Origin of the sequence: Polymorphospora rubra, from assembly GCF_018324255.1 — a bacterium.
GTDB classification, from domain to species: domain Bacteria; phylum Actinomycetota; class Actinomycetes; order Mycobacteriales; family Micromonosporaceae; genus Polymorphospora; species Polymorphospora rubra.
Window position 1 is genome coordinate 7,748,386 of record NZ_AP023359.1, and the last position, 23,419, is coordinate 7,771,804.

General features: G+C 73.2%; 21 protein-coding genes and 2 pseudogenes. 13 read left to right on the plus strand and 10 right to left on the minus strand.

From position 1 onward, the window contains the following. Positions 1-9 precede the first annotated feature (9 nt). Positions 10-1,329 carry a bifunctional glycosyltransferase family 2/GtrA family protein gene (locus Prubr_RS34005; protein ID WP_425518078.1) on the plus strand — a complete coding sequence of 440 codons (1,320 nt, stop codon included), beginning with the start codon at positions 10-12 and terminating at the stop codon, positions 1,327-1,329. 44 nt (positions 1,330-1,373) lie between these two features. Next, positions 1,374-2,411, plus strand: a pseudogene (locus Prubr_RS38480) (S1C family serine protease); the annotation flags it as partial. A gap of 36 nt (positions 2,412-2,447) precedes the next feature. On the opposite strand, the gene Prubr_RS34015 reads toward Prubr_RS38480, so the two are convergent. Beyond that, positions 2,448-3,083, minus strand: a complete 636-nt coding sequence (locus Prubr_RS34015) for a signal peptidase II (protein WP_212819506.1) — start codon at positions 3,081-3,083, stop codon at positions 2,448-2,450. 287 nt (positions 3,084-3,370) lie between these two features. On the opposite strand from Prubr_RS34015, the gene Prubr_RS34020 reads away from it, so the two are divergent. Continuing rightward, a complete protein-coding gene (locus Prubr_RS34020) occupies positions 3,371-3,808 on the plus strand; it encodes an OsmC family protein (protein ID WP_212819508.1) in 438 nt (145 codons plus the stop codon). A gap of 13 nt (positions 3,809-3,821) precedes the next feature. Here Prubr_RS34020 and Prubr_RS34025 read toward each other — a convergent pair whose 3' ends face one another. Next, complete coding sequence (locus Prubr_RS34025) at positions 3,822-4,775, minus strand: endonuclease/exonuclease/phosphatase family protein (RefSeq protein ID WP_246568022.1); 954 nt, start codon at positions 4,773-4,775, stop codon at positions 3,822-3,824. 303 nt (positions 4,776-5,078) lie between these two features. Here Prubr_RS34025 and Prubr_RS34030 point away from each other — a divergent pair, with 303 nt between their 5' ends. Continuing rightward, on the plus strand, positions 5,079-5,888 hold the full coding sequence (locus Prubr_RS34030) for a hypothetical protein (protein WP_212819512.1): 810 nt from the start codon (positions 5,079-5,081) through the stop codon (positions 5,886-5,888). Here the strand turns inward: Prubr_RS34030 and Prubr_RS34035 are convergent. Next, positions 5,872-6,423 carry an ATPase gene (locus Prubr_RS34035; protein WP_212819514.1) on the minus strand — a complete coding sequence of 184 codons (552 nt, stop codon included), beginning with the start codon at positions 6,421-6,423 and terminating at the stop codon, positions 5,872-5,874. The genes Prubr_RS34030 and Prubr_RS34035 overlap by 17 nt on opposite strands. A gap of 191 nt (positions 6,424-6,614) precedes the next feature. On the opposite strand from Prubr_RS34035, the gene Prubr_RS34040 reads away from it, so the two are divergent. Further along, the gene (locus Prubr_RS34040) at positions 6,615-7,646 is read left to right on the plus strand and encodes an NAD(P)-dependent alcohol dehydrogenase (RefSeq protein WP_212819516.1); all 1,032 of its coding nucleotides are present in this window, start codon (positions 6,615-6,617) and stop codon (positions 7,644-7,646) included. Positions 7,647-7,676: 30 nt separating this feature from the next. On the opposite strand, the gene Prubr_RS34045 is transcribed toward Prubr_RS34040, so the two are convergent. Next, positions 7,677-8,852: a geranylgeranyl reductase family protein gene (locus tag Prubr_RS34045; protein ID WP_212819519.1), complete on the minus strand. Its 1,176-nt coding sequence runs from the start codon at positions 8,850-8,852 to the stop codon at positions 7,677-7,679. Positions 8,853-9,092: 240 nt separating this feature from the next. Between Prubr_RS34045 and Prubr_RS34050 the strand changes: the two genes are divergently transcribed. Then, complete coding sequence (locus Prubr_RS34050; protein WP_212819520.1) at positions 9,093-10,814, plus strand: pectate lyase family protein; 1,722 nt, start codon at positions 9,093-9,095, stop codon at positions 10,812-10,814. 212 nt (positions 10,815-11,026) lie between these two features. Here the strand turns inward: Prubr_RS34050 and erm are convergent, their stop codons facing one another. Next, complete coding sequence (erm, locus tag Prubr_RS34055; protein WP_246568027.1) at positions 11,027-11,788, minus strand: ErmE/ErmH/ErmO/ErmR family 23S rRNA (adenine(2058)-N(6))-methyltransferase; 762 nt, start codon at positions 11,786-11,788, stop codon at positions 11,027-11,029. Between the two features lie 669 nt (positions 11,789-12,457). On the opposite strand from erm, the pseudogene Prubr_RS34060 reads away from it, so the two are divergent. The 3 genes and pseudogenes from Prubr_RS34060 to Prubr_RS34070 all read left to right on the plus strand — a co-directional run. Then, positions 12,458-12,856 (plus strand): annotated as a pseudogene (locus Prubr_RS34060) (bifunctional 5,10-methylenetetrahydrofolate dehydrogenase/5,10-methenyltetrahydrofolate cyclohydrolase); the annotation flags it as partial. A gap of 639 nt (positions 12,857-13,495) precedes the next feature. Further along, entirely contained in the window at positions 13,496-13,744 is a 249-nt protein-coding gene (locus Prubr_RS34065) for a hypothetical protein (RefSeq protein WP_212819522.1), read from the plus strand. A gap of 106 nt (positions 13,745-13,850) precedes the next feature. Further along, positions 13,851-14,975 (plus strand): SRPBCC domain-containing protein, encoded by a 1,125-nt coding sequence (locus tag Prubr_RS34070; RefSeq protein WP_281425969.1) that lies wholly within the window; start codon positions 13,851-13,853, stop codon positions 14,973-14,975. Between the two features lie 10 nt (positions 14,976-14,985). On the opposite strand, the gene Prubr_RS34075 is transcribed toward Prubr_RS34070, so the two are convergent. Genes Prubr_RS34075 through Prubr_RS34085 form a run of 3 tightly spaced genes read right to left on the minus strand, consistent with a single transcriptional unit; the run spans position 14,986 to position 18,699 of the window. Beyond that, on the minus strand, positions 14,986-15,756 hold the full coding sequence (locus tag Prubr_RS34075) for a DeoR/GlpR family DNA-binding transcription regulator (protein ID WP_212819526.1): 771 nt from the start codon (positions 15,754-15,756) through the stop codon (positions 14,986-14,988). A gap of 1 nt (position 15,757) precedes the next feature. After that, positions 15,758-16,792, minus strand: a complete 1,035-nt coding sequence (locus Prubr_RS34080) for a cobalamin B12-binding domain-containing protein (protein WP_212819528.1) — start codon at positions 16,790-16,792, stop codon at positions 15,758-15,760. Continuing rightward, complete coding sequence (locus Prubr_RS34085) at positions 16,789-18,699, minus strand: PP2C family protein-serine/threonine phosphatase (RefSeq protein ID WP_246568029.1); 1,911 nt, start codon at positions 18,697-18,699, stop codon at positions 16,789-16,791. Before Prubr_RS34085 ends, Prubr_RS34080 begins: the two co-directional genes overlap by 4 nt. Positions 18,700-18,941: 242 nt before the next feature. Between Prubr_RS34085 and Prubr_RS34090 the strand changes: the two genes are divergently transcribed. Continuing rightward, complete coding sequence (locus tag Prubr_RS34090; RefSeq protein WP_246569115.1) at positions 18,942-19,340, plus strand: STAS domain-containing protein; 399 nt, start codon at positions 18,942-18,944, stop codon at positions 19,338-19,340. After that, positions 19,337-19,780: an STAS domain-containing protein gene (locus tag Prubr_RS34095; protein ID WP_212819530.1), complete on the plus strand. Its 444-nt coding sequence runs from the start codon at positions 19,337-19,339 to the stop codon at positions 19,778-19,780. Before Prubr_RS34090 ends, Prubr_RS34095 begins: the two co-directional genes overlap by 4 nt. Here the strand turns inward: Prubr_RS34095 and Prubr_RS34100 are convergent. After that, the gene (locus Prubr_RS34100) at positions 19,714-20,013 is read right to left on the minus strand and encodes a hypothetical protein (protein ID WP_212828868.1); all 300 of its coding nucleotides are present in this window, start codon (positions 20,011-20,013) and stop codon (positions 19,714-19,716) included. The genes Prubr_RS34095 and Prubr_RS34100 overlap by 67 nt on opposite strands. Before the next feature lie 89 nt (positions 20,014-20,102). Next, positions 20,103-20,693: a hypothetical protein gene (locus Prubr_RS34105; protein WP_212819532.1), complete on the minus strand. Its 591-nt coding sequence runs from the start codon at positions 20,691-20,693 to the stop codon at positions 20,103-20,105. 323 nt (positions 20,694-21,016) lie between these two features. Here Prubr_RS34105 and Prubr_RS34110 point away from each other — a divergent pair, with 323 nt between their 5' ends. Together Prubr_RS34110 and Prubr_RS34115 are read left to right on the plus strand one after the other, a co-directional pair. Beyond that, positions 21,017-22,681 (plus strand): purple acid phosphatase family protein, encoded by a 1,665-nt coding sequence (locus Prubr_RS34110; RefSeq protein ID WP_246568031.1) that lies wholly within the window; start codon positions 21,017-21,019, stop codon positions 22,679-22,681. Positions 22,682-22,745: 64 nt separating this feature from the next. Continuing rightward, positions 22,746-23,399 (plus strand): hypothetical protein, encoded by a 654-nt coding sequence (locus Prubr_RS34115; RefSeq protein WP_212819536.1) that lies wholly within the window; start codon positions 22,746-22,748, stop codon positions 23,397-23,399. Positions 23,400-23,419 lie beyond the last annotated feature (20 nt).

Genomic DNA, 23,419 nt, shown 5'->3' on the forward strand with positions numbered 1-23,419 from the left:
GTGCTCGACGTGGTCGTCCCGGTCCACAACGAACAGACCGATCTCGAACCCTGCGTACGGCGGCTGCACGCGTACCTGGTGGACGAGTTCCCGTACCCGTTCCGGATCACGATCGCCGACAATGCCAGCGACGACGGCACGCTCGCCGTGGCCAACTCCCTGGCCGCCGAGTTGCCGGCGGTGTCCGTACTGCGGTTGGCGGAAAAGGGGCGCGGCCGGGCGTTGCGGGCGGCCTGGGGCGGGTCGGACGCCGCTGTCCTGGCCTACATGGACGTCGACCTGTCGACCGACCTGGCGGCGCTGCCGCCACTGGTCGCGCCGCTGATCAGCGGTCATTCCGACCTGGCGATCGGGAGCCGGCTGTCGCGGGGTTCGCGGGTGGTGCGCGGGGCCAAGCGGGAGGTCATCTCCCGGGGTTACAACCTGCTGTTGAAGGGGACGCTCGCGGCCCGGTTCTCCGACGCGCAGTGCGGGTTCAAGGCGATCCGCGCCGACGTCGCCGCCCGGCTGCTGCCGCTGGTACGCGACACCGGCTGGTTCTTCGACACCGAACTGCTGGTGCTCGCCGAGCGGGCCGGGCTGCGTATCCACGAGGTGCCGGTCGACTGGATCGACGATCCGGACAGCCGGGTCGACATCGTGTCGACCGCCGTCGCCGACCTCAGGGGCATCTGGCGGCTCGGTCGTGGGCTGGCCGCCGGCACGCTGCCGCTGGCCGAACTGCGGGCCGGGTTCGGTCGCGGGCCGCTGCCGGCACCGTCGGCGGGGGTGCCGGTCGGGCTGCCCCGGCAACTGGTCCGGTTCGCGGCCGTCGGGGTGGCGAGCACGCTGGCGTACGCGGTGCTGTTCGCGCTGCTGCGCGGCGGGCTCGGGGCGCAGGCCGCGAACCTCGTCGCGCTGCTGGTCACGGCGGTCGCGAACACGGCGGCGAACCGGCGGCTCACCTTCGGGGTCACCGGGCGCCGGCACGCCGGCCGCCACCACGTGCAGGGGCTGCTCGCGTTCGGGCTCGGGCTGGCACTGACCAGCGGGTCGCTGGCCGTCCTGCACGCGGTGACCGGGACGCCGCCGCGCCTGGTCGAACTCGGGGTGTTGACGGCGGCGAACCTGGCCGCGACGGTGTCGCGCTTCGTGCTGCTGCGGGTGGCGATGGTGCACGGCAACCAGCGGCCGGACCGGGTCGCACCACCGGACCGGGAGGCACGGGCGGGCCGGGCGGATCGGGAGGCACGGGCGGACCGGGAGGCGCGGGCGGACCGGGAGGCGCGGGCGGACCGGGCCGACGGCGGGTCACAGGGTGCGCACAGCGTCGGCAAAGCCGTCCGGTAGGCGGCGGGTCCACGGTGGATGGCATGACGAACCCGAGGCGGTCGATGCCGCAGCCCCAGCCGTCCGAACCCCCGTCCGGGGAGCCGACCGCCGTCGGCCGCGCCCCGGTCCCCGGCACCGCGTGGCCGCCGGTCCGGCCCGGTGGTCGCCTGCCGGCCGGGCCGGCATGGTCCGGCGATCAGGTACCGGACCAGTCGGTGGAGTCCGACGGTCGGGCGCCGGCCGGCCCGGCATGGTCCGGCGATCGGGTGCCTGACCGGTCGGTGGAGTCCGACGGTCGGGCGGCGGCCGGCGCGGTCGGATCCGGCGGCGGGGTGCCGCCCGTACCGCCGGGTGCCGGCGCGGCGCCGCGACCGGGCCGGCGGCGGACCGTCGTCGGCGCGGTCGCGCTGGCCCTCGCCCTCGTCGGCGGGGCGGGTGGCGGCGCGCTCGCCGTCCGGCTCGCCGAGCCGCGTACGGCGACGTCGGTGGTCACCGCCAGCACCGTCGCCACCGGCGGTACGGCGGATCTCGCCGCCGTCGCGGCGGCGGTCGCGCCGAGCGTGGTCACGATCGAGGTCGCGGCCGGGGGTGGGACGGCCACCGGCTCGGGCGTGGTCCTGAGCGCCGACGGCCGGATCCTGACGAACAACCACGTGGTGGAGGACGCCTCGGGCGCGGTCACCGTGCGGCTGGCGGACGGGCGTACGACGCGGGCCGGGATCGTCGGGACCGATCCGGCCAGCGACCTGGCCGTGCTGCAGGCCCAGGGGGTCGACGACCTGACGCCGGCGGTGTTCGGGGACAGTTCGGCGGTGCGGGTCGGTGACACGGTCCTGGCGGTGGGCAGTCCGCTGGGCCTGGCGGGGACGGTGACGGCCGGGATCGTGTCGGCCGTCGACCGTACCGCCGACACGCTGACCGGTCTGATCCAGACCGACGCGCCGGTCAACGCCGGCAGCTCCGGCGGGGCGGTGGTCGACACCGCCGGGCGGGTCGTCGGGATCACCGTGGCGATCGCGACCACCGGTACGGAGACGGGAAACATCGGCGTCGGTTTCGCGATCCCGTCCGACACGGCCGAATCGGTCGTGACCCGGCTGGTGGCGCAGGCGGGTGGTGCCGGGAGGTGATCGTGGTCAGGCGGTGGAGGTCTCCGCGGCGGCGGTCTCCGTCTCGGTGGGCTCGGGATACATCGCGCGCCCGATCACCGTCAGCAGGAAGAACATGATCGCGCCGAAGAAGATGGCGATGTCCGCGACGTTGCCGATGAACCAGTCGAAGTAGGCGATGAAGTCGACGACGTGCCCCTGCCCGAACGACGGCTCGCGCAGCAGGCGGTCGAGCAGGTGGGTGGTCGCGCCGCCGAGCACCAGGCCGAGGCAGACCGCCCACACCCGGGACCGCACCCGCCAGGCGTACCAGGCCGCCGCGGCCACCCCCACCGCGGTGAGGATGGTGAAGATCCACGTCGCGCCCGACCCGATCGAGAAGGCCGCGCCCGGGTTGTAGGTGAGTTGGATGCCCAGCGCGTCGCCCACCAACGGGGTGCGTTCGCCACGGGTCAGGCTGTCTTCCGCCCACACCTTGGAGAGCTGGTCGGTGGTGATCACCGTGACCGCGATGAGGGCCGCTATCCAGGGAGCGTGGCGGGTCCACCGCTGCACGCGGGTCGCGGTGGCGCCGGCGCCGGCGGCCGTACCGGCCTCGTCGGCGGCGGGGGCACTCCCGGTCGCGGGGGCGGCGTCGTCGGTCTTCGGCTGCTCGTCCGTCACCCGACGATCCTCTCACTGTCGTTCACCGGGCCGTACGGACCGGCGCCCGGCACGGCGATCGAGGACCAACCGTGCCCGGTTCGCGGCCTTCGTCGCACGACAACTCCATGATCGCCGGACCGGTCCTTGATCGGCGGGGCGGGGGCGGGCGGAGCGGGCCGGGCGGGACGGGCGGGTCCTTGATCGGCGAACGGGGCGGGGCGGTGCGCGGAGCGGGCGGGCGGCGTGTCGTTTTCCGGCGCGCTGGACGGGTAGCCCGGGTGCCGGAGAACCGGGAGGTCGTGACCATGGCGCAAAAGGAGTCGACCGGGGACGGGTCGGAATACGAGGCGGGCGCGACAGCCGAGGGCGGCCGAATCCGTACCGACGACGGGGCGCTGTCGACGGCACTCGCGTCGCCGCTGGCGGAGCACTGCACCGGCCTGACGCCGGAGCAGCTGCTGGCCGCCGCGTTCGCGTCCTGCCTGCACCACGCGGCGGTGGAGGCGGCGACGGGCGTCACCGACGAGTCGCACACGGTGCAGGTGAAGGCGCGGGCCCGGCTGGCCCGGGACCCGGACGGGCGCTACCGGGCCGAGGTACGGGCGACGGTCGGCTCGGTCGGGCTGACCCGGCAGCAGTTGACCGATCTGGCGCGGGGCGCGGACCGGCTGTGGCCGTTCCCGAGCACCGGCGAGCCGCGGCACACGCTGACCGTCGTACCGGCGTCGGCCGTCACCGCCTGAGCGGGCCGGGCGGTCAGAAGCGGAAGCCGGCGGTCACCGCGCGGTGGTCGCTGCCGGGGGTACGTACGACGTCGGCGGTCGCGGCGGTGAGGCCGCGGTAGAGCACGTGGTCGGGGCGGGTCACCGGCAGCACCGAGGGCCAGGTGAACCCCATGCCCCAGCCGGCGTCGGCCTGCGCGTCGGAGAGCTGGTCGGTCAGCGGGGTGATCACCCGGTCGCTGGCCGCGGTGTTGAGGTCGCCGAGGATGACGAGCCGTTCGGCGTCGTCGCCGCGCAGCTGCCCGGCGAGGGTGGCGATGGTGTGGTCGCGGACGCTGGTGTCGCCGATCCGGGCCGAGCCGAGGTGCACGACGTAGACGACGACGTCGCCCTGCGGCGCGGCGACAACGGCCCGCAGGGCCCGGGTCCAGTCGAGCCCGGTGTCGACGCCGACGTATTCGCGGATCGGGAAGCGGCTCCACAGCGCGACGGTCGAGACGTACGCCTGGTGCGGGTAGCGGCCGGTGAGGGTCTCGGCGATGGTGCCGCGGATGCCGCCGGAGACCTCCTGGAGGCCGATGACGTCGGCGTCGATGTCGATGAGGGCGCGGACGGCCCCGTCCGGCTCGGGGTTGCCGGCCTGGAGGTTCTGGCTGACGACCCGGAGCTCGACCGGGCCGCCGCCGCCGAACGGCAGCCAGGCGGCGCCGAACAGGCCGGCCCAGAGCAGACCGGGTACGAGGACGGCGATCAGGGCGAGACGGGCCCGGCGCAGCAGGGCGATCAGGGCCAGGACCGGTACGGCGATGCCGAGGAACGGGGCGACGCTGTCGAGCATGCTGCCCAGGCCCCGCACGTTGGGCACGAAGCGGTAGCCGGCGAGCACCAGGGCCAGGAGCAGGGCGGCTGTGATGACCAGAGCTCCCCGGCGGGTCGGGGTGGGTGCCGGCGACCGACGGGCCGAGTTGTTGATCTTGCTCTGGACCACGGCAGGATCGTACCCGGCAAGAGGGTGAGCAACACCGTCGCCCACGCGCCCGATCCAACGGTTGACCATTCGGCGGATCGGGCATCGGCCGGACGGCCCAGGTGGGCGGAGAAGATCAACCGGCCCGACCGGGCCGACGGGAATCACCACACTCGACCAGCTAAGCCGGACATGCCAGATTTGATGGACTCGCTACTTTGACACGGATTTGAAGCTATTATTGGCATGCGTCGGCTGAAAATTGTGGGAAGGGCCATAGCGGGCACGGTTTTCGCGGCTGGAGATCGTGCCTAGTTTCGGCGGGTGCACCCCGACGACGCGCCTGACCAGCAGCCCTCCCCCGCCCCCTGGCATACCCGTTCGGTGGAGCCGGGGTCCGACGGACGTCGCCGCGGCCGACACCGGGCCGCGCGGCACCGCCGACGCTCCTCCACACCGGTCCGGGTGTGCCTCGCCGCCGGCCTGACCTGCTGCCTCGGCGTCGTCGCGGTCACCCAGTTGCGCGGCGCGGACCCGACCGTCGACGACGTACGCGCCGACCGGGCCGCCGTGGCCGACCGGGCCGCCGCCGCGGGCGACGACGCCGCCTCCCGGTCGTACGACCGCTCGGCCGCGCCCAGCCCGTCGGCCAGCGCCTCCGCCGCCCCGGCGCCGAGCACCTCCACGCCGCCCGCCCCGCCGAAGCCGGTCGCCGGGCTCAACCAGGTGCAGATGGACAACGCGCACACCATCGTCAAGGTCGGCCGCGACCTCGACATCCCCACCGACGGCCTGGTCATCGCGGTCGCCACCGCCATGCAGGAGACCAACCTGCGCAACCTCGCCAGCGACGTCGTACCGGAGTCGAAGAAGTATCCGCACGAGGGCACCGGCTCCGACCACGACTCCGTCGGCCTGTTCCAGCAGCGGCCGAGCACCGGCTGGGGCAGCGTCCGCGACCTGATGGACCCCGAGTACGCCGCCCGCCGCTTCTACGAGGCGCTGAAGAAGGTCGACGGCTGGCAGCGGCTCAGCCTCACCGCCGCCGCCCAGGCCGTCCAGAAGTCCGCCTACCCCGGCGCGTACGCCAAGCACGAGAGCCGGGCGACGACGATCGTCAAGGCGCTGACCTGACCGGCGCGCCCGACGGCACCGTCTCCCCCGCCCGGTAGACGTCCTCCTCGTCGGCGACCAGCCGCACCTCGCCGACCGGCTCCGGGAAGCCGTCGATCATCCGCAGGATCCGGTCCGTCTCACGCTCCCGGCACCGGCGGGCGTGCAGGGCGGACTCGAAGTCGCGGCGGGCCTGCACCGCCTCCTCGTACACCCGCTCGCGCAGTTCGATCGCCGCCCGCTGGGCCTCGGCGAGTTCGTCGTACGCCTGCGACACGATCTCGGCGGCCTCCTCCTCGGCCATCGTCAGCATCTGCTGGATGCGTTGCGAGCCCTGATAGACGGCCGGCCGGCCGTGCAGCATGGCGCGCAGCCGGCGGATCTCCGCGCGGGCGTCACCCAGTTCGCCGTACGCCGCCTCGACCTGCTCGGTCTGGGCACTGAGCCGGGCCAACTGCCGCCCCAGATCGGCCAGGCAGCAGTTCACCTGCTCCGGGTCGTAGCCCCCGTCCACGACCGCGAACTCCATGCCCTGTTCCCGTACACCGCCAGACATCGTCCCCTCCTGGCATCGCTGCTTCACCGGTCCGCGCGGCATTCCCGGAAAACGCGAGCAGTAGAGCCCGCAGAGTGGGAATCCGGGGCCGTTTTCCGGCCGCCGCGGGCCGGCATCATCCGCCCCGGAACGGGTATCCGCCGCCGTCGGCCCACGGGGTACGGCCGGCTGCATCTGTCAGGGGGAGAGTCATGCGCGCCGTACGGTTGACCGGGCCGGGAAAGCTGGAACTGATGGACGTACCGGTGCCCGAGCCGGGGCCCGGTGAGGTGCGCATCGCGGTCGGGGCGACCGGCGCCTGCCACTCCGACCTGCACATCCTCGACGCGCCGGCCGGGATCTACCCGGTACCGATGACGCTCGGCCACGAGATCGCCGGCACCGTCGACCGGCCCGGCGACGGGGTCACCGCCTGGCAGCCGGGCGACCGGGCCGCGATCTACGGCATCCAGGGCTGCGGGCACTGCCGGGGCTGCCTGACCGGACGGGAGAACCAGTGCCGCGAGGTACCCGTCGGCGGCATCGGCCTCAGCCGCGACGGCGGGCTCGCCGAGTACGTCGTCGTGCCCGCGTCCCGGCTGCTGCCGACCGGTGACCTCGAACTGACCCAGGCCGCGCCGCTGACCGACGCCGGACTGACCCCGTACCACGCCGTCGAACTGGCCCGGCCGGCACTGCGGCCCGGCACCTTCTGCGTCGTCATCGGCATCGGCGGCCTCGGCCACCTGGCCGTGCAGATCCTCGCCGCCACCACCGCGGTCACCGTCATCGCCGTCGACACCAGCGACGCCGCGCTCGAGCTGGCGAAGCGGGTCGGCGCCCACCACACCGTCCGCTCCGACGCCGCCGCAGACCGGATCCGCGGTCTGGTCGGCGGCCCGCCCGACGGCGCCGACGTCGTGCTCGACTTCGTCGGCGTCGACGCCACGACCCGGCTCGGCCGGACGGTCGTCGCCACCGGCGGGCACCTGCTACTGGTCGGGCTCGGCGGCGGCCAGCTCACCCTCAAGCCGACCGCGGAGGAGCCGCCGCCGGTGCCGCTGGAGGTGACCGCCCGGATCCCGTTCTGGGGCACCCGCGCCGAACTGCGGGAGGTCATCGCGCTGGCCCGGCAGGGCCGGGTGCACACCGAGGTCGAGACGTTCCCGCTCGAGGAGGCGGTACGCGCGTACGAACGCCTGCGGGCCGGCGACATCCGCGGCCGCGCGGTCATCGTGCCCTGAGCGGGCCGCCCGGCCGGGGCGGCCCGCCCGTCAGCGGAGCATCGACAGGGCGGCCCGGACCGGACGACGCTGCACCAGCCGGTCGAAGCCCGGTTCGCCGCGGCAGAACCGGGTGAACACCTGCCAGCCCGGCGGGGTGCCGAGCAGGGTGTGGAACACACCGGGCCGGCGGCTGAACGCGGCGAGCAGGTCCCGGCCGGCCTGCATCGACGGCATCAACTGCTCGTGTACGGCGGTGACGTAGCCGTCGAGGTCACCACCGGCGGCGGCCGCACCGGCCAGCGCACCGGACCGCAGCGCGAAGCTGATCCCCTCCCGGGTCCACGGTTCGAGCAGTCCGGCGGCGTCGCCGGCGACGATCACCCGGCCGTTCCGTAGCGGCGACGCGTCGGTGCGGCAACGGGTGAGGTGACCGGAGTCGTGGACGGGTTCGATGCCGGACAGCCCCAGCCGGTCCACGAAACGCCGCAGGTAGGCCCGGGTGTCGTCGCCGCGGGACCTGTCTTCGTTCGCGACTGCGGGGCTCCGCTGCGCTGCACTCCTCGCGCTCACCGAACCACGGGCGGCGATCACACCGACCGTGAACACGTCACCCTTGGGAAACAGCCAGCCGTACGAGCCGGGGATCGGGCCCCAGTCGATGAGCAGCCGGCCGCGCCAGCGGCCCTGCATGTCGCGTGGCACCGGCAGTTCGACCTCCAGGCCGAGGTCGACCTGGCCGTACTCGACGCCGACGTGGCGGGCCGTGATGCCGGACGAGCCGTCGGCGCCGACGACGACCGCGGCGGCCACCTCGGAACCGTCGGCCAGGCGGACCCGTACCCGGTCGGTCTCCTGCTCGAGGGCACGGACGGTGACGCGCTGGCGGATCTCGGCGCCGGCGGCGGCCGCGGCGGCGCGCAGCCGGTCGTCGAACTCCTCGCGGCGGACCATGGAGACCAGGGTGCGGCCGGGGTCGCGACGGGTGAACTCGCGGCGGCCGTCGTGGGTGAAGGTGACGGCGTCGATGTGGTCGTGGGCGGGGACCTCGATCCGGTCGCCGAGCGCGGCGAGGGACAGTCCGATCAGGCCACCCCCGCATGTCTTGTAGCGCGGGTGTTCGGCCCGTTCGAGGACGATCACGTTCGCCCCGGCGCGGGCGGCCGTGTGGGCGGCGGAAAGGCCGGCGGGTCCGGCGCCGACGACGGCTACGTCATACGCGGTCACGCGGGCAGCGTAAGGCACCTGGCTGCGCGGGCAAGATCAGGCCGGCGGATCCGGTGGTGCGGGCCGCGAGCGGGGTGCGCGGGCGGGAAACGGCGCCGGGAATTCGATTTGCAGGATTGTTGCATAACGTTGACACCGGTCAAAGCGGAAGTTACGTTCTGATTTCAGGAATGCGCTTTCCCTGCCTCTTCACGCCATTCGGACGGTCGGTCCGAATCTCCCCTCGGAGGAAGGTCCACTATGGACAAGCGTGGTTCACTGCGCCCTCGATCAAGACGGAACGTACCCATTGTCGCCGGCACGATCGGCGCGCTGACCGCCGCCGCGGTCGTCTTCTCCCCGGTCGCCAGCGCCGCCACCGAATTCAGCGCGGACTTCGAGGACCGCAGCATCAGCAGCTGGGCCAAGTCCGGCGGCACCTGGGCGGTGACGGCGGACGGGTCGCAGGTCGCCCGGCAGTCCAAGGCCGACAGTGAGAACGCCCGCCTGTTCAACGCCTCCACCAGCCTCACCAACTACACCGTCCAGGCCCGGGTCAAGCCGGTCAGCCTGGGCTCGAACGGATTCGTCGGCCTGCTGTCCCGGGCGTCCGGGTCGACCACCTTCTACCGGCTGGCGCTGCTGCCGGGCCGGGCCGAACTCCAGGCGGTCCGGGGCAGCTCGGTGACCGTACTCGGCAGTTCGTCGCGCACCGTCGCGAACGGCACCTGGTACACCCTGTCGATCACCACGAACGGCACCACGGTCAGCGGGTCGGTCAACGGCGCACAGTTCGCCTCCGGCACCAGCTCGGTGTCGTCCGCCGGCCGGATCGGCCTGCAGACCTCGTACTCCTCGGCCTCGTTCGACGACGTCGTGGTGACCACCGGCGGCACGGCGCCGCCGACCACCCCGCCCCCGACGACCCCACCGCCCACGACGCCGCCGACCACTCCCCCGCCCACGACCCCGCCGCCGACCACACCCCCGCCGACCGGCCAGCCCGGCAACGTCGCCGGCCTGATCGGCTTCGCCACCCTCAGCGGGTACGGCCGCACCGGCACCACCGGCGGCGCCGGCGGGCCCACCGTGACCGTCACCAACTACGCGCAGCTCGCCGCGGCGGTCGCCGACGACGCGCCACGGATCGTCCGGGTCTCCGGCACCATCACCGGATCCGGCGCCGACATGCTCGACATCGGCTCCAACAAGACCATCATCGGCGTCGGAACGAACGCGACGATCAGCGGCTTCGGTCTCGACATCAACGGCTGGGGCCCCGACGAGGTGGCCTGGGGCGGCGACCTCTGCGACCCCGCCGAACGCGACCAGTTCACCCACGTCCAGAACGTGATCGTCCGCAACCTGTCGTTCCGCAACTCGCCCGACGACTCGGTCAACGTCCAGTGCTACTCGCACCACGTGTGGATCGACCACAACACGTTCTACCCGTCCAACGACGGCTCGCTGGACGTCAAGCGCGGCTCCGACCTGGTCACCGCCTCGTACAACCGGTTCGTCGGCACCGACAAGTCGATGCTGCTCGGCCACAGCGACAACAACGGCGCCCAGGACCGGGGCTACCTGCGGGTCACGTACCACCACAACTGGATGGACGGCTCCAACACCCGGCACCCGCGGGTCCGGTTCGGCTACGCGCACCTGTTCGCCAACTACGTCGAGGTCGACGACTACTTCATCGGCCTCGGCGTCGGTGGCCAGGTCTACGCCGACGCCAACTACGTCAAGAGTGCCAAGACGATCACCGAGGACTTCGGTGACACCCGGCTGACCTGGACGGACAACAACTTCTACGACCCGGCCACGATCACCCGGGCCAACGACAGCGGCAAGGAGAAGGACGACTGGCTGCGCGAGGACGACACCGTCGCCCGGCCGCCGTACACCTACCCCGCCGGCAACGCGTCGGCCACTCCCCCAGCGGCCGGCGCCGGCGTCCCGGGCGCCGACCAACTCCCCTGACCAACCCCCACTGATCCGCGTGATCAGGGAGTACGTCGAGCGTGCCGTCGGCGCGGCGCGGTTCGAACTCCCTGATCACGCGGATCTTGACGCCACCAGCGGGGCGGTCCGCCAAGATCGCCGTGATCAGGGAGTATGGACGCCGACACGCCGGCGACGCACTCGACGTACTCCCTGATCACGCGGATCAGCGGCGGATCAGCGGCGGCGGATCAGTGGCGGCGGGTCGGGGTGTGCAGCAGGCGGAACAGGGCCAGCCACTGTTCGGGCCACACGTCGGCGACGACCGTGGCCCGGTCCAGCCGGAGCGCCCGGAACGCGGCGTCGAGCCGACCGGTCGGATGGTGCCGGCGCAGCGACGCGTACAGCGAGCCACCCACGCCGGTGAACCCGATTTCGACCAGCCGCTCGTACGCCGGCAGCGCCGGTGCCGCCAGCAACGGCCGGGTACGACGTTCCAGCCGCAGCACGCCGGCGTCGACGCGGGGCACCGGGCGGAACGCCGTACGGTGCACCCGCCCGGCGAGCCGCCACTCGAACGACGGCCAGGTGAGCACGGTCAGCCGGCTCCACCGGCCGTAGCCGCCGGTGCGTTTGCGGGCGTACTCCCACTGGGTGAGCAGGGTCGCCGCCGTCAGCGTCGGCGCGGCGAGGCACCAGTCGACGACCGCGGCGGTCATCGCCCACGGAATGTTGCCCGCCAGCGCGAACGGCCGGCGGGGCGGCCGGGCCTGCAGGAAGTCCTCGATCCGGCAGGTCACGTTGGCAAGCGGCCGGCACGCCACGGCCAGGTCGGCGGCGAGGCCTGGATCGACCTCGTACGCGACGACCCGGCCGGCGACGGCGGCCAGCGCCCGGGTCAGGTCACCCCGCCCGGCGCCGACCTCGACGACCAGGTCGTCCGGGCCGGGCCGGGCGGCCCGGACGATGTTCCCGACGGCGGCCGGATCGGCCAGGAAGTTCTGCGACAACACCCGCCGCGACCGGTCCCGGCCGGTGCGGTACGGCGGCCTGCGCCGCGGGCCGCCGTCCGGCGGAACGGGCCGCGGTGCGGGGTCGGGCGCAGCGGGTCGCCGCGCGGGGTCGGGCAGGGGATCCACGGGATCGGGCCGGTGATTCGCGAGGTCGTGCCGGTGATTCGCGGGGTCACGCCCGGGATCCGCAGAGTCGCGCCGGGAGTTCGTGGGGTCGGGCCGGCGATTCGCGGGGTCGGGCGGGGTATGGCGGTACGGAGCGTGGGATGCCACAGCCGGTGTCCTGTCTGCCGGCCGGCGGGGCGCCGGGCGGCGGGCGTGGACAGGCAGCGCGAAGCGGGGCCTGTCCGAGCGGATCTGGACTCGGGTGGCCCTGGGCGTGCGCGTTGACGCGCGGAAAGCGGTCGAGGTCAGTCAGTCGCCGACGCGTCCTGGCAGGCCAGGGCGGGCCGGATCCGGCGGCGCGAGACGAGCAGCGAACCGTACCGGACCGGCGCGGCGCTGTTGATCAGGGCGTGCGTGGCTGACATGGCGGCCAGGCTAGCCACCCCCGCCCCCCCACACAAACCGATTTTCGGTACCGCCCGTGAGCGCGGACCGCCCGTGAGCGCGGACCGCCCGACCGGCGCGATCGAGGAGATAGCGTGGGCGTTCTGCCGGGATTGTCGCCCCGTCGCCGGCCGCGACGTTGTCGTGCTCGGCCGGGGCACCACCCTCGGCCGGCCGCTGGCGATGCTGCTGACCCAGAAACGAGCCACCGCCGACGCGGCCGTCACCGTCGTACACAGCGGCATACCGAACTGGGCACGACACACCCGACGGGCCGACATCGTGATCGCGGCGGTCGGCGTACCCGGCATCCTACGGCCGGAACACATCCGACCCGGCGCCGTCATCGTCGGCGGCGGCGTCCGCTACGAAGGCCGCCGCCTACTCCCCGACGTCGACGAGGCATGCGAGACGGTAGCCGGCGCGATCACACCCCGGGTCGGCGGAGTCGGCCCCACGACCGTCGCCATGCTCTTCCGCAACGCCGTAGCACTGGCCGAACAGGCCACCCACCCCTGACCCCACCCCCGGCCCGCCCCTCACCGTCGATCAAGGACCAGTTGAGTCGCAAACCGCCCGAAACGAACACGGCTCCTCCTCGATCACGGCGAGCGCGACGAACACGTCAGGACAACTGCCCGCCGGGACGGAAGCTCGTCAACATCGGACCGCCCACCCTCACCCGGCAAAACATGGCAACGCAGCCGATCACGGACGGGTTTTGCCGGAAACGCAGCCAGCCGCTCCTGTCGATCTGGGCGGGAGAGACCTTACCCGGGGCGGGTAGGGTCTCTCCCGCCCAGATCAACGTCCCCCTTGCCAGACGGGCGACCTGCCAGGGTGCGCCACCCTCCGCCGGTAACGTCGATCGTCAGCGGTCCAGGCGCTCACCACCCGTACCGGAAGTGTCCGCACCGCAGACGATCACGGCGATGGGACACCGGCAACCACCAGGCCCGGGCAGGCGCAACTTCTCCATGATCGACGCAGGACCGCGCGACGCAGGACCGCGCGACGCAGGACCGCGCGACGCAGGACCGCGCGACGCAGGACCGCGCGACGCGTGCGCGGGGCGGACGCGGGGCGGGGACCGGAACCGGCGACCCGGGTACGGGCGAAATCCCACGACGGGGCCGACGCCTGAATACCCTCGGCAACGTGACAGTGACAGCGCAACCGCGTGAGGTGCACGAGGTCGGGTGGGCCACGACGGTCCCGTGGGCGGTACTGCCGAACGTCAGCGGCGGGGGTCAGGTGCCGGGCGCCGACCAGGTGCCGGAACCGGCGCCGGTGCCGGGCGAGACCACCGGCGGTGACGTCGACGACGACGGCTGGGAGCCCGATCTCGACCAGCTTCCGCAGACCGACCGTCTCCGGCTTCCGCAGACCGACCGTCTCCGGGCCTGACGTACCGTCCGGCAGCGGCGTGCTGGTCGCGGCGGTGGGGGGAGGCCGGTTTCCGGCGCCACCAGCGAGGCCGTAAAGTCGCCCGGTGGCTGACATACGGGTAGATGTGGACCTATCCCACCCCGCTACCCGTGTGTGGCGTGCGCTGACCGAGCCCCGCCTGATCGGGCAGTGGTTCGGGGAGACGGACATGGTTCCGCGGATCGGCTCGCAGTTCCAGCTGCGCCCGACCGACATGCCCGGTTTCAACGGCCCGGTCACGGCGAAACTTCTCGAGTACGGCGAGCCGCGCCGGTTGGCCATGGAATGGCGGCTGGACCGGGTGCAGACCCTGGTCATCTACGAGGTGCAGCCGACCGACGCCGGTTCCCGGCTGACCCTGCACCAGTCGTGTTTCGTCAACCAGTGGTACGACGAACACCGCGAGCAGCTCGAGGAGACGTACGAGCACGTCCTGACCGGCCGGCTGCCGGCGGTGCTCGACTGGCTGGCGTTCTCCGAGGTCGACCTCGCCGCCCCGGCCGAGCCGGACGGCACCGGTTCCGACGCCGACCGCGGCGGGACGGATGCCGTACCCCGGCGGGGTGGCGCCCGTCGGGCGCTGCCTTCCGGCCCGCTGGCGGCGTTGTGGGGCGACCGGCGCGTCGCGGTGCTCGCCGGCGTGGTCGCCGTCGTCCTGCTCACCGTCGGGTTGGTCGCGCTCTTCGCGGCGGGCGGCGACGACGCCCCGGACGGGGCGGCGCCGACCTCCGGATCGGTGCCGAACCTGCCGGCGCCACAGGCGACCACGGACGCGACGAGGACGTCCCCGACGCCCCCGCCCCGGGCGGTACCGCCCGCACCCACGGGCTCGCCGTCGGCAAGCCCGAGCGGCTCGCCGTCGCCCGGTGGGACCGGGTCGCCGGCCGCCGCGGCCGCCGTGCCGCTGGAGGCCGAGTTCAACCGGTTGTCGACGTCGGCCTTCGGCTACCGCGGCGAGGTCACCGTCGACAATCCGGGGGGCGCTTCCGCCCGGTGGTCGGTGACGATCACGCTGACCGACTCGGGCACGGTGACGGGGGCGTCCGGGGCGCAGTACAACCAGGACGGTCAGACGGTGACGTTCACCGGGGCGGCGGTGCCGGCCAACGGGTCGGCCCGGTTCCGGTTTGATGTCGGCGGCGAATCGATGTTCGGCCCGAAACGTCCGTCGGCCTGCACGATCGACGGCCGCCCGTGCAGCGGGCTGTGACGACCGGTTCTCAGTTGGCGACGACCACGTCCGGCACGTGTTCGCCGAGGGCCGCCAGCGCGTCGGCCGGGGTGCCGGGATCGGTGACCACGGTGTGCGCCCGGTCCAGGGCCGCGATCGACGAGATCCCGACGGTGCCCCACTTGGTGTGGTCGGCGAGGACCACCAGCCGGTCGGCCGCCGCGACCAGGGCCCGGTCGGTGTCGGCCTCCATCAGGTTCGGGGTGGTGTAGCCGGCCCGCACGCTCATCCCGTGCACGCCGAGGAACAGCAGGTCCAGGTGCAGCGACCGGATCGCGGCGACGGCGACCGGCCCGACCAGGGCGTCGGACGGGGTGCGTACGCCGCCGGTCAGCACCACCGTGTGATCGGGCCGGGCGGCCCGGTGCAGGACGTCGGCCGCCGGGACCGAGTTCGTCACGACCGTCAACCCGGGTACGTCGACCAGGTGCCGGGCGAGTTCGGCGGTGGTGGTGCCGGCGGACAGGGCCACCGCCATGCCGGGCCGGACCAGGTGGGCGGCCCGGGCGGCGATCGCCGCCTTCTCGGCACGCTGGCGGACCGACTTGGCCGCGAAGCCGGGCTCGTCGGTGGCACCGGGGTGCACCGTGGTCGCCCCGCCGTGCACCTTGGCGAGCAGGCCACGGTCGGCGAGCACCTCCAGGTCACGGCGGATCGTCATGTCGGACACGCCGAACTCGGTGGCGAGGTCGGTGACGCGTACGCCGCCGGTGAGCCGGACCCGGTCCAGGATCACCGCCTGGCGCTGCTGGGCGAGCATCTCAGGAGCGTACGGCGACGCGGCCGGCGCGCAGGAACCGGTGGGCGCGCGGGAAGTCGTGCAGCATGTCGGCGTACACCTCGAGGATGCGGTCGACGGTGTGGGCCGGCACCTGCCGGCTGTCGAGGACCTCGACCATCCAGGTGATGAACGAGGTGAAGAGCGTGGCGTCGTCGACGTAGACGGCGGCGGTCAGGAAGTCGACGATGTGGCCGAGGTCGTCGACCGTCGCGTCGAGCTGGGCCGGGGTGTAGTCGGCCATCGCCGGCACCAGGGCGGTGAGGTCGCGCAGGCCGGTGTCGATGAGTTCGGCGCGGCGGTTGACCAGGCCGGGGTATTCGTCGTCGGCGAGGTGGTCGAGGTCTTCCGGCGGCGGCCGGTGCAGGGTCCGTTCGTCGGTGAGGACGTCGGCGGCGGACGACGCGTCGCCGGCCCAGTGGACGCCGAGCCGGCGGGCCCAGCGGCCGTCGGGGCCGAAGCCGCGGCCGCCGACGAGGATCGGTACGTCGGCACGGCGGCACGCCTCGATCATGCGGTGGGCGTGCGGCAGCCGCATCGGCAGGGCGCAGGCCAGCGCGACCGCGTGCGCGTCGTCGCGGTGCAGATAGGAGACCAGGTGGGCGGCGGGGACGCTGGCGCCGAGGAACGCGACGTCCCAGCCGCGCAGCCGGAGCACCTCGGCGACCAGGCGGGCCGGCAGGGCGTGCCATTCACCGTCCATGCAGGACACGACGATCCGGCCGAGGTGTGGACGTACCCGGGTCTGGGCGGCGACGGCGGCGACGACCCGCTCGCTGATGTGGGTGGCGGCGTGTTCCTGCGCGACCGACCAGACGTTGCGCTGCCACCAGCGGCCGACCTGTTCCTGGGCGGGGGCGACCAGGTCGAGCAGGACTCGTTCGGCGGGTATGCCGTCGTCGAGCAGGCGCAGGGCGACGTCGGTGGCCGAGTACTCGTCGGCCGCGGCGAGGCAGTCGAGGAATTCCGGGTACGCCTCGACGGGGCCGCTGGCGGCCGGGCGTGCGGGGGCGGTCACTGGTGACGGTCCTCCGGTGCGGGGACGGGGGCGGGGGCAGTGGCACGGGCCGGGCCGGTGCCGCCTCCGCGGGCGTCGGCGCTGGCCGGTTCGGTCCGGCCGCCGGCGACCGACCGGGCGGCGGGTGCGGGGTCCGGGCCGGGCCGCTGGTCGGGTACGGCGTGCAGGTGCCGCCCGGCGGACGGACGACGGCCGCCGACCGGGTTGGCCCTGATGGCCAGCACCGCGATGTCGTCGTGGTCGCGTCCGGCGAGCCAGTCGCAGGTCACCTGCTCGACGCGTTCGGCGAGGGCGGGTGCGGGCATGCCCTGACAGCCGCTGACGGCCTCGACCAGGCGGCTGGCGCCGTACTGCTCGTCGCCGTACCGGCCGCCGCGGGCCTCGGTGACGCCGTCGCTGTAGAGCAGGCAGGTCTCGCCGGCGGCGAGGTGCACGGTGGCCTGCCCGATCCGCGGATCGGGCACGACGCCGACCAGCATGCCCTTGAGGGTCACGGCCTCGATCTCGCCGTCGGCGCGCAGCAGCAGCGGTGGCAGGTGGCCGCCGCCGGCCAGGGTGAGGGTGAGGCCACCGTCGCGGGCGGGGTGCGCGACGCCGAGCACGATGGTGGCGAAGCGCCCCTGGCCGTGCGCCCGGGTGGATTCCAGGACGGAGTCGTTGAGCAGGTGCAGCAGTCGCGCGGGGTCGCTCTCGACCCGCCGCAGGGCCTGGATGCCCTGCCGGAGCTGGCCGGTGAAGACGGCCGCCTCGACGCCCTTGCCGGAGACGTCGCCGAGGAAGAACAGCGAGCCGCCGTCCGGCAGCGGATGCGCACCGTAGAAGTCGCCGCCGATGCGCAGGGTGGCCTGTGCCGGCCGGTAGGCGGTGCCCCACTGCAGACCGGGTACCGGTTCCGGCTGTGCGGGCAGCAGGCTGGCCTGGAGCGTCTCGGCGATCTCGGCCTGGTCGCGGTAGAGGACGGCCGCGTTCAGCGCGGCACCGGCGCGGGCCGCGAAGCCGCGCAGCGTCTGCAGGTCGGGGTCGTCGAACGGCTCGTCGACGGGCCGGGCCACGACCAGCGCACCGGTCGGCGCGCCGCTGCCGGGCAGGGTGACGGCCCGGGCGGTGACGTCGGGTGCGGCCAGGCCGGGTAGCCAGCCGGCCTCGGTGATCTGGTCTTCGAGCCAGTCGGCGGCGTGCGGCTCGACGCCGGTGAGCGCCTGCGCGACGGCGTCGGGCAGGCCGTCCTCGGGCAGCGTGCCGCCGTCGACGGTGGTGGTCTCGTCGTCCGCCTCGACAGCACGCCACCAGCGGACCCGGCCCTTGCGGGACGGCAGCACCAGCACGGCGACGTCGCCGAGCGTGGGTACGGCGAGCCGGACGGCGGCGCGCGCCGCGCGGTCCTCGTGCAGGGGGTTGCCGAGCTTCTGGCTGGCGCTGGCCAGGAACCGGGACCGGGACCGCTCGGCGAGCAGGGCGTCGGCGCGCTCGACGGAGTCGGTGACGTCCTCGACGTACCAGGCGAAACGGTGGGCGGTGAGTGGCACCCGGCGGGCCCGCAGGCGGCGGTCGGCGTGGCTGAACTCGACAGCCGGCGCGTCGTCGCCGCCGGACGCGTCGCGCAGCGGGCCGACGGTGATCAGCCGTCCGGCGGTCAGGTCGGGCAGCAGCCGGGCGGCGACCTGGCTGACGTAGCGGACCACCTGCGTGGCGTCGCAGATGACCAGGCCCTCGCGGAAGTTGTCGGCGACCCGGGGCCAGGTGGCCGCGTCGGGGCCGTCGTCGGCACCGGGCTCGGCGGTCGGCACGGACGGGGCGGCCGGGTCCGTACGGGCCCGCTCCGGCGCGTGGACCGGATCCGACGTGCGGATCCGGGTCTCGCCCGGGTCGGCGTCCCTGGCCTCGATGTCCACCTGCTCCGGCCCCACTCCTTCACTGGACGACGTCACTGGGCACCACGTCGGACGTACGAAGCCGATCGCCGCAGCTCCTCGTCAACCACCCTACGCCGATCCGCCCGGCCCGCCACCGGAGCACCGCCGGTAAGGGGCAGACCAGGCCGGAACGGGGCGGGCCGGACCTGGCCGGTACGGGGCAGGTCGGGAGGGGTTAGGCTGGGCCGACATCCGGTTGTGTTCCGCCACCCGAAGGTCCGAAGGGCGTGATTGGCATGCTTCGTGGCGAGCGCGCCGGAGCCGTGCCGCTCGTCATGAGGGTCGATGTCGTCGACCCCGTCCGGCCCGTGGTCACCGTCGGCGGCGACCTCGACTTCCAGACCTCTGGCTCGCTGCGTGCGGAGCTCGCCCGGCTGCTCGACGGCGGGGCGGCGGCACGGGTCACCCTCGACGTGGCCGGGCTGCGGTTCATCGACAGCACCGGACTGGCCGTGATCGTGCACGCCTGGCGCGTCGGCCACGAGTCGGGCACGGCCTTCGACCTGCGCGGCACGCCGCCGTTCCTGGCCACGATCCTGGAGGTCACCGGCGTCGGTGAGCTGCTCGCCCGGCCGGCGGCCCGGCCGGACACCGCGTGGGGTGCCGCGGACGCCACCTGGGAGACGACCGGATGAGCGACGCCGCGGAGCCGGCGCAGGTTTCCGAACCGGCCGGAAGTGGGTACGACGCTGCGATGGCGCAGGACACGCTCACCATCGAGGTGGTCCGTCGGAACCCCCGGTCGGCGCGGCTGCAGCTCTCCGGCGACCTCGACTACGACAGCGCCGACCACCTGCTCCGCGCGGCCGGGCAGGTGCTGCGCGACGGCTCCCGCGACCTGGTCGTCGACGTGTCCGCGCTGGGCATCTGCGACTCGTCGGGGCTCGGCGCACTGATCGAGGTGTTCCACAACTGCCGGGACGCCGACGGCGGGATGCGGATCGTCGGGATCGGCCCGCACCTGAAGCAGTTGCTGGCGCGGACCGGCCTCGACGAGGTGTTCGAGGTTCAGGCCCGCACCGGACTGGGCGGCTCGACGTCGGCGCCGACCGGATTGGACGCGTCGTCCGGCTGACCCGCCTCGGGCGCCTGGTAGACGTAGCGGACGAAGTCCGACCCGGCCTCGTTGTCGTCGGCTCCGGGCCACTGCCCGATCGAGTCGACCCCGACCACCTCACGGGTGGGGACGTCGGTGTCCTCGACCAGCGCCCACACCGTCACCGGGTACGAGCGGGTGGCCTCCGGCGACTGCCGCCAGCGGGCGTACCAGCCGGGTCGGGCGGGGACGATCTCGATGATGCGTTTCATGGCCGGCCTCTCGACGCGGGTCATCGCTTCCGCGACGATCGTCGCGCCGTACCGGGTGACCGCCCCTCACCCGGCGTGGATGAGCCGGGTCAGCGGGCCAGCGGAAGCTTGGAGCCGCCGAGCGCCCCCTGCGGGTTGTGGACCGCGCACATCACGTCCCGGTCGCCGTTCGCCCAGGTCTCCTCGGTCGGCAGGATCGGATAGAAGTCCAGGCCGGACTCCTCGCGGCTGCCCCAGCGGGCCTGGAAGTCGCGCTCGCAGCCGGCCCAGGCGAACGCCGCCAGCGCCGGCCGGTTCCAGGGGCCGTCGGAGGCGTGCAGGAAGGCGTACGACTGGTTGTAGGCGCCGTCGTCGCAGGACCGGTAGAGCACGACGACCTCGCCGGCGCGGGCCAGGTATCCCGGGTCGGAGAAGCACTCGCCGCCCTCGATGTCGAGGATGCCGGCGGTCTGGGCGTCGATGAAGGTGTCGCCCTTGACAGGCGCGGCCCGCAGCGGCTCGGTCGCCGGAAGCAGGGCCAGGACAACGGCCAGTCCCAGCAGGGGCCAGCGCAGCCTGCGCCAGCCCGGCGCCGCCGTCGCGTCCGGTGCCGGAGCGGCCCCCGTCGCGTCCGGTGCCGAAGCGGCCCCCGTCGCCGTACCCGGTGCCGCGCCGGCCGGCCCGGCATTCTCCCCAACCACGCCCGACCTCCCACGGATCCGCCGTACGCCCGCCCGCGGCGACGCGCGTCGATGCCGCCCGGCGGGGCGTACGCCCTGCTCAGAGCGTTCCGGTCGGACCGCTCGCCGGATCCTAGGCGGCCGAGGGTGAACGGCTCACGGACCACAGGTTGATCATGGACGGCTGCCCGGTTACGGGACCGTTCCTGCTGGTCAGAACCATGATCAGTTCATCTGCTGGTCAACCTGACGTCGTACCCACGTCGGTCTCCCACGGCTGAATGCGGTTGTCCGCCGGCGCCCCTGCCGGCGAACCAGTTGCAATCCCGAAGGGTGACGACAACTTGAGCAACATCAAGACACGGTGGGTGAGCGCGCCGAACAAGGCGAAGCTGGCCGCCATCGGTGCCGCGGCGCTGCTCGTGGGCGGCTTCGCGATGAGCCCGGCCGCGTTCGGTGACTCGCCGCCGGCCAAGTTCCCCGCCGCCGAGATCCACAAGCCGTCCCCGGTTCCGGACCGGATCATCCTCATCCCGACGACGACCCCGTCGTCCTCGCAGAAGGTGACCTGGCGTGCCGAGGCGCCGGCGAACTGGGCGCAGGCCGAGATCATCGAGGCCCCGCGGGCGTTCGTGAACGGCAACGTCCCGTCCGGCACCACCGCGACCAAGGTGATGGCCTCGGCCACCAACTCGGTCAACACCTCGCTGGGCTACGCCTCGACGCACCACACGGTCGAGTTCACCGGCCTGAAGGCGGACACCCGCTACTCCTACCGGGTCGGTGACGGCACCAACTGGAGCGAGTGGATCGACTTCACCACGGCCGCCGCGGACGCCTCGCCGTTCTCGTTCATCTACTACGGTGACGCGCAGAACAACATCGACACCGCGGTGCCGCGCGTCTTCCGGCAGGCGTTCGCCGACCGGCCGGAGGCCCGGGTCATCGTCAACGCCGGTGACCTGATCGACCACGCCAACAGCGAAGAGCAGTGGGGCCAGTGGCACAACGCCGACGGCTTCATCAACAGCCAGGTCAACAGCATCTCGGTGCCGGGTAACCACGAGTACAGCGGTGGCCTGTCGCAGTTCTGGCGGCCGCAGTTCCCGTACCCGGACAACGGCCCGGGTGCCGCGGAGCTGAAGCAGACCGTCTACTACGTCGACTACCAGGGCGTACGGTTCGTCGGTCTGGACACCAACTACCAGAGCAACGCCACCCTGATGGCCGCGCAGACCGCGTGGCTCGAGGGCGTGCTGGCGGACAACCCGAACAAGTGGACGGTCGTCACCTTCCACCACCCGGTCTACTCCACCACCGGCTCGCGCAACAACCCCAACGTGCGTGCCCAGTGGGGCCCGCTGTTCGAGAAGTACGGCGTGGACCTCGTCCTGCAGGGCCACGACCACTCGTACGGCCGGGGCAACCTCCAGACCGCCCGCAAGTCGACCACCGTCCACAACGGCGTCGCGTACGTCGTCTCGGTGTCCGGCGGCAAGATGTACGCCCTCAACAACGGTCAGAACTGGACCGGCAACGGTGCCGAGGTACGCAGCACCAGCCAGAACACCCAGCTCTACCAGATGATCGACGTGGACAAGGACCAGATCCGGTTCGAGGCCCGCTACGCCAACGGCGAGCACCACGACGGCTTCATCATCCGCAAGAACGACTCCGGTGAGCGCACCGTCAACGACTTCCGCACCCCGGAGAACACCACCGGCGAGCAGGTCGAGGTCGCCAAGACCGACGTCCAGCAGCTCAGCAAGCTCGGTTTCAAGGCCTACGGCTACGACCCGGGCGAGGACGTGACGGTGTACTTCCGGCGCACCACCGAGCCGGAGGACAAGAACGGCACCCGGATCGCGGTCAAGAAGGCCGACGACCTCGGCAAGTTCAACTACACCTTCACCCTGCCGTCGGGCGCCAAGCCGGGCGACACCTACCAGGTCTACCTGGTCAGCAAGAACCAGCAGATCAAGAGCCCGGTTCTCACCATCACCAAGTGACACCCGCCGGGGGCGGGCCGGTCGTACCGGCCCGCCCCCGGTCGGCACGGAACAGGAGACACGCGTGGCCACGCGTACGCTGGCGGGCGCCCTGCTCGCCGCCGCGGCCGGGCTGGTGGGCGCGCTGCTCGCCCCGGCCGCTCCCGCCTCGGCCCACCCGTTCGGGCCACCGTCGACCGCCGACGTACGCGTCGACGGCTCGCGGATCGAACTGGTGTGGAAGGCGGCCGAGGACGACTGGGTCGCGCTCGGCCAGTCGCTCGGCGCGTTCGAGGACCCGACCACCGGCCCGGTCGACGTGACGCTGACCGGTGAGCAGAAGCTGGAACGGTCCGAGGCCGTACGCGGCTACCTGCTGGAAAACCTCACCGTCAGCCAGACCGGCAGCGCGTGCGAGGGATCGCTGGACACCCTCGACCGGCTGCTCGAGCAGGGTGCCCGGTTCACCTTCGACTGCCCCGCACCGGTCACCGAGGTCGACGTCACGCTGCGTACGCTGACCGACCTGAATCCGGCGTACCGCACGATGCTCACCGCCAAGGCGGTGCCGGCGCAGACCCTCTTCACCGCCGAGGCGACCACCCACCAGATCCGGTTCGACCCGTCCGGCGGCGGCATGACCACGGCCGTCACCACGGTCGCGGTCGGCACCGGCGTCGCCGCCGTCGGCCTGCTCGCCTTCTTCCTCGTACGCCGCCGTAGCGGGCGGCGGGCGTGAACGACCCCAGCGACCGAGAG

Excerpts from the sequence above, each read along its gene's own strand:
- Prubr_RS34020 (WP_212819508.1), top strand. The coding sequence starts at position 3,371 with ATGGCGCAAAAGGAGTCGACCGGGGACGGGTCGGAATACGAGGCGGGC.
- Prubr_RS34035 (WP_212819514.1), bottom strand. The coding sequence starts at position 6,423 with ATGTCTGGCGGTGTACGGGAACAGGGCATGGAGTTCGCGGTCGTGGAC.
- Prubr_RS34040 (WP_212819516.1), top strand. The coding sequence starts at position 6,615 with ATGCGCGCCGTACGGTTGACCGGGCCGGGAAAGCTGGAACTGATGGAC.
- Prubr_RS34050 (WP_212819520.1), top strand. The coding sequence starts at position 9,093 with ATGGACAAGCGTGGTTCACTGCGCCCTCGATCAAGACGGAACGTACCC.
- Prubr_RS34075 (WP_212819526.1), bottom strand. The coding sequence starts at position 15,756 with ATGCTCGCCCAGCAGCGCCAGGCGGTGATCCTGGACCGGGTCCGGCTC.
- Prubr_RS34090 (WP_246569115.1), top strand. The coding sequence starts at position 18,942 with ATGCTTCGTGGCGAGCGCGCCGGAGCCGTGCCGCTCGTCATGAGGGTC.
- Prubr_RS34095 (WP_212819530.1), top strand. The coding sequence starts at position 19,337 with ATGAGCGACGCCGCGGAGCCGGCGCAGGTTTCCGAACCGGCCGGAAGT.
- Prubr_RS34100 (WP_212828868.1), bottom strand. The coding sequence starts at position 20,013 with ATGAAACGCATCATCGAGATCGTCCCCGCCCGACCCGGCTGGTACGCC.